Source organism: Nocardia farcinica, from assembly GCF_029867845.1.
GTDB lineage: Bacteria > Actinomycetota > Actinomycetes > Mycobacteriales > Mycobacteriaceae > Nocardia > Nocardia farcinica_A.
The window spans coordinates 1-6,418 of the sequence record NZ_JARWRU010001165.1 but is presented as its reverse complement, the minus strand read 5'-3'; the positions used below and the strand labels follow the sequence as shown (position 1 = coordinate 6,418).

The following is a 6,418-nucleotide window of genomic DNA, read 5'->3' as shown; positions in this document are numbered from 1 at the left end:
CCCCCCCCCGGGCCCCCGCGGGGGGGGGGCCCCGGGCCGTTTCTCACGGCCGGTGCGGCAGGTCAGCCGGTGGTCGCGCGACGGTGGAACAGCACCCGCGCCGCCGTGTAGCCCACCGCCGCGATGCCGGCGCACCACGCGACGGCGAGCACGGCGCTCTCGCCGATCGGGGTGCCCATGAGCAGCCCGCGCACCGTCTCGATGACCGGGGTCACCGGCTGGTTCTCCGCGAAGGCGTGCAGGGCGGTCGGCATGGTCTCGGTGGGAACGAAGGCGCTGCTCACGTAGGGCAGGAACATGAAGGCGAAGGTGAACCCGTTGGCGGCTTCCGGGTTTCGGGCCAGCAGCCCGAGCGCGGCGGCCACCCAGGACAGCGCGAGCACGAACATCGCGATCACCGCGAGCGCGCCGACCCAGCGCAACGGGTCGGCGGTGGGGCGGAAGCCGAGCGCCACCGCCAGCACGATCACGATGCCGGTGGTGACGAGATTGCGCAGCACGCTCTCGGCGACGTGCCCGGTGAGCATCGCCGAGCGGGCGATGTCCATGGCGCGGAAGCGGTCGACGATGCCTTCGCTCAGGTCGACGGCGATGCTCACCGCGGTGGTCGCGGAGCCGAAGCCCGCGCACAGCAGGATGATGCCCGGCACCACGTAGTCGATGTAGGCGCCGTCACCGGTGTTCATCGCGCCGCCGAAGACGTAGACGAACATCAACAGGATCACGATCGGCAGCGCCAGCGTCATGATCATGGTGTCGGGACTGCGGCGGGTGTGCCGCAGATTGCGGTCGAGCATGGTGAGACTGTCCCGCGTGGTGCGCAACGCCCGGTGGTGCAGGGATGGTCTCGGCGCGAGGTGGGGCTCGGTGGTCGTCATGGCTGGCTCGTTTCGTTCGTCGGCCTCGGCGGGTCAGGCCGCGGTGCCGGTCGGGGTGGGGTGGCCGGTCGGGGTGGGATGGCCCGCCGGTGCGCCGGTGGGGGTGGGGCGGCCGGTGAGGGCGAAGAAGACGTCGTCGAGGTCGGGCGTGTGCACCGCCAGGCGTTCGATGGTGACGTCGCGTTCGGCGAGCCGGTCGAGGACGTGCTTGATGTCGGCGGCGCTGCCGTCGGAGGGGATGCGCAGGGCCAGTTGGTCGTGATCGGGCTGGTGCCCGAGGTCGACCAGCGCGCGGGCGGCGGTGTCGAGCGTCGGCGCGTCGGCGAAGAAGACCGCGAGGTGGCCGCCGGGGACGCGCTGCTTCAGTTCCGCGGCGGTGCCCTCGGCGACGATCCGGCCTCCGTCCAGCACGGCGATGCGGTCGGCGAGCTGATCGGCCTCCTCGAGATATTGCGTGGTGAGCAGGATGGTCACGCCTTCGGCGGCCAGTTCCCTGATCACCGACCACAATTCGCGGCGGCTGCGCGGGTCGAGGCCGGTGGTCGGCTCGTCGAGGAACACCAGGCGGGGCCTGCCCATCAGGCTCATCGCCAGGTCGAGGCGCCTGCGCATGCCGCCGGAATAGGTCTCGGCGGGCTTGCCCGCCGCCGCGACGAGGTCGAAGCGCTCGAGCAGCTCCTCGCGCCTGGCGCGGATGAGGTCGCCGGGCAGATGCAGCAGCCTGCCGGTGAGTTGCAGGTTCTCCGCGCCGGTCAGCACCTTGTCGACGGCGGCGAACTGGCCGGTGACGCCGATCAGGCCACGGACGGCCGCCGCCTCACGGACGAGGTCGTGACCGAAGACGCGGACCTCGCCGCCGTCGGGGGGCGGTCAGTGTGGCCAGGATGCGGACCAGGGTGGTCTTGCCCGCACCGTTGGGGCCGAGCAGCGAGAAGATCGTGCCCGCGGGGACTTCCAGATCGATGGCGTCGAGCACCCGGTGCTCGCCGTAGGACTTGTGCAACGAGCGCACGGTGAGTGCGGAGGTGGGACGGGTGGTCATGCGAACCTCTCCCAAGAACTGTTTATTGGTAATACTGTTTATAGGCTAAGCAGTTGACGGACGCAACCTCGCCGCACGGCTAGAGTCGACGCGAAGGAGGAAGCCATGACCACGCCGGAGGATGCCAGCGGGATGCCGCCGACCGACCTGCCGAGGTCGGTGGCGTTGCTGTGGGGCCTGGACAGGGAAGGGGAGCGCGGTCCACGGCGCGGACTGACGCTGGAACAGATCCTCGACACGGCCATCGCCCTGGCCGACGCCGAAGGCTCCTCGGCGTTGTCGATGAACCGGATCGGCAAGGAACTCGGCGTCACCGCGATGTCGCTGTACCGCTATGTCGAGAACAAGCAGACGCTGGTCATGCTGGTGCTGGATCGAGTGATCGGCAGCCCGCCCGAGATCGCGGCCGACGACGGCTGGCGGGCCGGACTACGGGCCTGGGCGCTGGCGGAATTCGAGACGGTCGCCCGGCATCCGTGGTGGCTGGACATGCCGTTGGCCGGGCCGCCGATGGGGCCCAACAACATGGCCTGGCTGGAAGCCGGGCTGGCGACGCTGGGGCGGACGAACCTGCCCGAATCGATGCGGCTGCAGTTGGTGATGAACCTGTCGCTCTACGTCCTCGGCCGGTTCTGGGCGGCGAAGGATTTCATCGCCGATCAGGGCGGGGACCACGACTTCGAGGGCGCGATGCGCTCGGTGCTCGACCCGGCGCGATTCCCCGCGTTGCTCTCCGCGCTGGCACAACGCGCCTTCGACGGCGACATCGATTGGGCCCGGGCAGATTTCGAGTTCGGCTTGGATCGGATGCTCGACGGTTACGAGCGCTTTCTCGACTCGGGGGGATTCGACGCCGGGCAATCGGATGTGGTCGACGGAGGAGCTGCCGGAGGCCGGGCGGCGAGCTGAGCGCGCCGCCGGTGACGGCGCGCCGTACGCGAGCTCAGACCGACAGGTCGCGACGCAGCTTGGCCACGTGACCGGTGGCGCGCACGTTGTACTGCGCCAGCTCGATCCTGCCCTCCTCGTCGACGAGGAAGGTGGAGCGGATGACGCCGGTGACGGTCTTGCCGTACATCTTCTTCTCCCCGAAGGCGCCCCACTCGGTGAGCACCGCGCGGTCGGGGTCCGACAGCAGCGGGAAGGTCAGCGACTCGGCGTCGCGGAACTTGGCCAGCTTGGCCGGCTTGTCGGGGGAGATCCCGACGACCGCGATGCCCGCTCCCTCCAGATCGGCGAGATTGTCCCGGAAATCGCAGGCCTGCTTGGTGCAGCCCGGCGTGCTCGCGGCCGGGTAGAAGTAGACGAGCACCTTGCGGCCGCGGTAGTCGGCGAGCGAGACCTCGTTGCCGTCGGCGTCGGGGAGGGTGAAGGAGGGGGCGATGTCACCGGGGGCGAGTCGTTGGTTCGTCACGTCCTGCACGGTAACCGAGCGGCCGCGGAGCGGGCCGATACACTCGTGCGCGAGCCCCGGTGATTCGCGAGCCGCCGGGTTTCCCGGCCGGGGCATCTCGGTGGAGTCCGGGCCCGGTTCGCGCCCGGTGCACGCCGATCGACGAGGAGGAATGACGTGGGTAGGGATACCGAGCGGATCGAGCGGGAGATCGAGGAGGCTCGTGCGCGGCTGGCGAGCACGCTCGACGAATTGGCGGTGCGCGCCGATCCGCAGCGGATCGCCGACGACACCAAGGCGGTGGTCGTGGCGAAGCTGAATCAGCCGAAGGTGAAGTACTCGCTGATCGGCGCGGGCGCGCTGGTGGTCGGGCTGGTGCTGGTCAAGCTCTTCCGCTGAGCGCGTAGCACGCGAAAACGAGAACACCCGGTGCGCCTGGAGCGACACCGGGTGTTCTCGTCTGCGGCCACGTCGTTCCGTGATCCGTAGGGGCCTGTTTCGAGCGTGGCTCGAATCAGACCGTGGGGCAGGCGAATCCGTCGCCGTCGGGGTCGAGGTGCGGACCGTAGCCCGGCTCGCCGCGGAAGATCGGGGCCCGGCCCGCGGCGCGGGCCTCGTCGCAGTTGGCGAAGGCTCCGCCAGCCGAACCGGTCTGGGACAGACCGGCCGAACCGGTCAGGATCAGACCGGTGTCGATGGCGGAGGAGCCGGTCCCGGCCGAGCCGGTGTTGGCGGAGGCCAGGGCGGGGGCCGCGACGAGCGTCAGGCCCGCTGCGGCGGTGCTGACAAGGAGCCGGCGAACGTTCATGTATTCCTCTGTGTCTGCTGCGATGATTGTGCTGCGGTGAATGTGCCGGGCGGTCCCGGCGCCCACCCACTGTTCCGATGGGTCGCGGAGTTGTCAACCGCGCGAACGCGGCCCGGGGCATGGTGCAGGGGCGGCAAACCGTACCGTCCCGTATGTGGTGTCCATGTCAACCAATCGCTAGACTGGCGCGGTGGCACGGTGGCTCAGCGCACAAGAACAGCAGACCTGGCACGCCTATATTCGGATCAGGTTGCGGATGGACGCCGCGATCGCCGCAGGTCTGGCGCGTGACGGGCTGTCGCTGGCCGACTACGACCTGCTGGTGCCGCTGTCGGCCGCGCCGGCGGGCAGGTTGCGCGCCAAGGACCTGGCCGCGGCGGTGCGCTGGGAGAAGAGCAGGCTGTCCAAGCATCTGGCCAGGATGGACGCCCGAGGTCTGGTCACCCGCGCGCCGTCGCCGGAGGACGCGCGCGGCATCGTCGTCGAGCTCACCGAGGCGGGCCGGGCCGCCATCGAACAGGCCGCGCCACATCACGTCGAGCTGGTGCGCGCACTGTTCATCGACCGGCTCAGCGAGGAGCAGGCCCGCGTACTGCGCGAGATCGCCGACCGGGTCGTCCCCGCCGGCGATCCCGACGACGAGGAGTGCGCCGAGGCCTGTGAGCGGTAGGCGCCCTCGGCGGTCACTCACGACGGTCACTCACGACCACGGGGTGATCGGCGGCTTCACCCACAGCAGCTTCTCGTCGGCGTCGGTGCGCCTGGCCGCCGGATGGTCCGGGTGGCGGGCCGCCCACGCGTCCTTCTCGTCGAGCAACTCGGCGACCAGCCGCCAGGTCTCGCCGGTGCTCGGCGGATTGGTCTGCGCGGCTCTGGCCAGCTTGCGCAGCTGGGCGGGCGGCATCGCCCGTAGTTCCCTCGCGCTGATGTCGCGATCCCACAGATAGGCCGCCAGCCGCCTGGCCTTCTCGGCACGACGGGCGGCCGAGACGTCGTTGTGCGCGTAATCGGCCACCGGCGCATCCTACGGCGCGGCCCGTGGCGCGGGGGACGGCCCCGCGGCGTCGTCCGGCGGTCAGTACGCGCTGTTGACGTTGTCCATGCTGCCGTAGCGGTGCGCGGCGTAGTTGCAGGCGGCGACGATGTTGGAGACCGGGTTCCAGATGTCGAAGGGGGTGCCGTCGACGTGGTAGGCGGCGAAGGTGGGGTCGATCACCTGGAGCAGGCCCTTGGAGGGAATGCCCGCCGCGGCGTTGGAATCCCAGAGGTTGATGGCCTGCGGATTACCGGTGGACTCGCGCATGATGTTGCGGTGGATGCCCTCGTAGGTGCCGGGAATTCCCTTCGCGGCCATGATGTCCAGCGCTTCGCGGATCCAGCCGTCGAGGTTGTTCTCGTAGACCTTCGGTGCGGGCTTGGCCAGTGCCTCGGCCAGCTCCTGGGGCGCAGGCAGCGGCGCGATCTCGGTGACGGGCGCGGCGGTCTCCGCGCCTGCCGTGCCGTCCTCGGTGAGCGGCGCCTGTTCGGCGACCATGGTGATGCGGCTGGTGGGCCGGTCGTCGGCGACGGAGATCGCCGAGGAGGTGGCCACGGCGAGAACGGCCGCGGCGGCCACCGCGAGGCTCACCCCTTCGCGAAGGGTGGTGCGGCGGAAGGTGAGCAGACGGGTGTCGGGCATCGCTGAATCGGTTCCTCGATAGGGGACGTGGTGGTCCGAATCGCACTCGAGCAGCGCGGATCCGGCGGCGCGGGCAGGTGGGCCTCGTGCCGATGGAATCGGTGTGCTGTTGTCGGTTCTGTTGTCGGCGGACGCTGTGGTCCGGCGGGACACGACGTTTCTGCCTGCGCGGCCCCTCGGGAGGCGAGGGCGGCCGCGGGCGTCGCGCGGAACTCCACATCGGGTGGAGCGACGGGGCTTGCCGGGCGAGAGGCGCCGCGGCTGGTCGGAGATCGAGAACCCCTGGTCGCTGTGACCTGATTGCAGAATGGTCACGGAAGGTGAACGGAAGGTGAACGGGCGGCGAACCGGAGGTGCGGACGATCTTGGTCGGCTGCTCGCCGTTTGCTGGAATCGGCCCGCTTGCAGGGAGTTTGCCGTTAAACAATCCGTGACGGAGGTCACGAAAAAGTTTCGGATGATCTCGCGTGGATAACGCGCGGGTGACGGTTCGGTCCCGATTTCCGGCCGCCGAAAGGGCGATGCTCGGGTGTCCGGCACATGAAAAAGGCCCGCTCGTCGGGCCGAGCGGGGCGTCTGGTACTGTGCGCCCTCAGGGTCTCGAACCCCGAACCCGCTG

The 6,418-nt window shown here is 69.9% G+C and carries 8 protein-coding genes and 1 pseudogene; 3 read left to right on the top strand and 6 right to left on the bottom strand.

The features are described 5' to 3' along the window. Positions 1-62: 62 nt before the first annotated feature. Both QH283_RS25880 and QH283_RS25875 read right to left on the bottom strand, forming a co-directional pair. The gene (locus tag QH283_RS25880; RefSeq protein ID WP_280505546.1) at positions 63-797 is read right to left on the bottom strand and encodes an ABC transporter permease; all 735 of its coding nucleotides are present in this window, start codon (positions 795-797) and stop codon (positions 63-65) included. Positions 798-911: 114 nt separating this feature from the next. Beyond that, positions 912-1,920: pseudogene (locus QH283_RS25875) on the bottom strand (ATP-binding cassette domain-containing protein). A gap of 105 nt (positions 1,921-2,025) precedes the next feature. Here QH283_RS25875 and QH283_RS25870 point away from each other — a divergent pair. Then, the gene (locus QH283_RS25870; protein WP_280505545.1) at positions 2,026-2,829 is read left to right on the top strand and encodes a TetR/AcrR family transcriptional regulator; all 804 of its coding nucleotides are present in this window, start codon (positions 2,026-2,028) and stop codon (positions 2,827-2,829) included. Between the two features lie 34 nt (positions 2,830-2,863). Here the strand turns inward: QH283_RS25870 and bcp are convergent, their stop codons facing one another. Beyond that, positions 2,864-3,334, bottom strand: a complete 471-nt coding sequence (gene bcp, locus QH283_RS25865) for a thioredoxin-dependent thiol peroxidase (RefSeq protein WP_280505544.1) — start codon at positions 3,332-3,334, stop codon at positions 2,864-2,866. A gap of 156 nt (positions 3,335-3,490) precedes the next feature. Here bcp and QH283_RS25860 point away from each other — a divergent pair, with 156 nt between their 5' ends. Next, a complete protein-coding gene (locus QH283_RS25860) occupies positions 3,491-3,712 on the top strand; it encodes a DUF3618 domain-containing protein (RefSeq protein WP_040794950.1) in 222 nt (73 codons plus the stop codon). A gap of 115 nt (positions 3,713-3,827) precedes the next feature. On the opposite strand, the gene QH283_RS25855 is transcribed toward QH283_RS25860, so the two are convergent. Then, a complete protein-coding gene (locus QH283_RS25855; protein WP_280505543.1) occupies positions 3,828-4,121 on the bottom strand; it encodes an excalibur calcium-binding domain-containing protein in 294 nt (97 codons plus the stop codon). A gap of 190 nt (positions 4,122-4,311) precedes the next feature. Between QH283_RS25855 and QH283_RS25850 the strand changes: the two genes are divergently transcribed. Then, positions 4,312-4,791 (top strand): MarR family winged helix-turn-helix transcriptional regulator, encoded by a 480-nt coding sequence (locus QH283_RS25850; RefSeq protein ID WP_280505542.1) that lies wholly within the window; start codon positions 4,312-4,314, stop codon positions 4,789-4,791. Between the two features lie 30 nt (positions 4,792-4,821). Here QH283_RS25850 and QH283_RS25845 read toward each other — a convergent pair whose 3' ends face one another. Both QH283_RS25845 and QH283_RS25840 read right to left on the bottom strand, forming a co-directional pair. After that, on the bottom strand, positions 4,822-5,136 hold the full coding sequence (locus QH283_RS25845) for a hypothetical protein (protein ID WP_280505541.1): 315 nt from the start codon (positions 5,134-5,136) through the stop codon (positions 4,822-4,824). 60 nt (positions 5,137-5,196) lie between these two features. Continuing rightward, positions 5,197-5,799 carry a transglycosylase SLT domain-containing protein gene (locus tag QH283_RS25840; protein WP_280505540.1) on the bottom strand — a complete coding sequence of 201 codons (603 nt, stop codon included), beginning with the start codon at positions 5,797-5,799 and terminating at the stop codon, positions 5,197-5,199. Between the last annotated feature and the right edge of the window lie 619 nt (positions 5,800-6,418).

Bases quoted from the DNA above. Each gene is read 5' to 3' on its own strand.
- QH283_RS25880 (WP_280505546.1), bottom strand. From the start codon at position 797: ATGCTCGACCGCAATCTGCGGCACACCCGCCGCAGTCCCGACACCATG.
- QH283_RS25870 (WP_280505545.1), top strand. From the start codon at position 2,026: ATGACCACGCCGGAGGATGCCAGCGGGATGCCGCCGACCGACCTGCCG.
- QH283_RS25855 (WP_280505543.1), bottom strand. From the start codon at position 4,121: ATGAACGTTCGCCGGCTCCTTGTCAGCACCGCCGCAGCGGGCCTGACG.
- QH283_RS25840 (WP_280505540.1), bottom strand. From the start codon at position 5,799: ATGCCCGACACCCGTCTGCTCACCTTCCGCCGCACCACCCTTCGCGAA.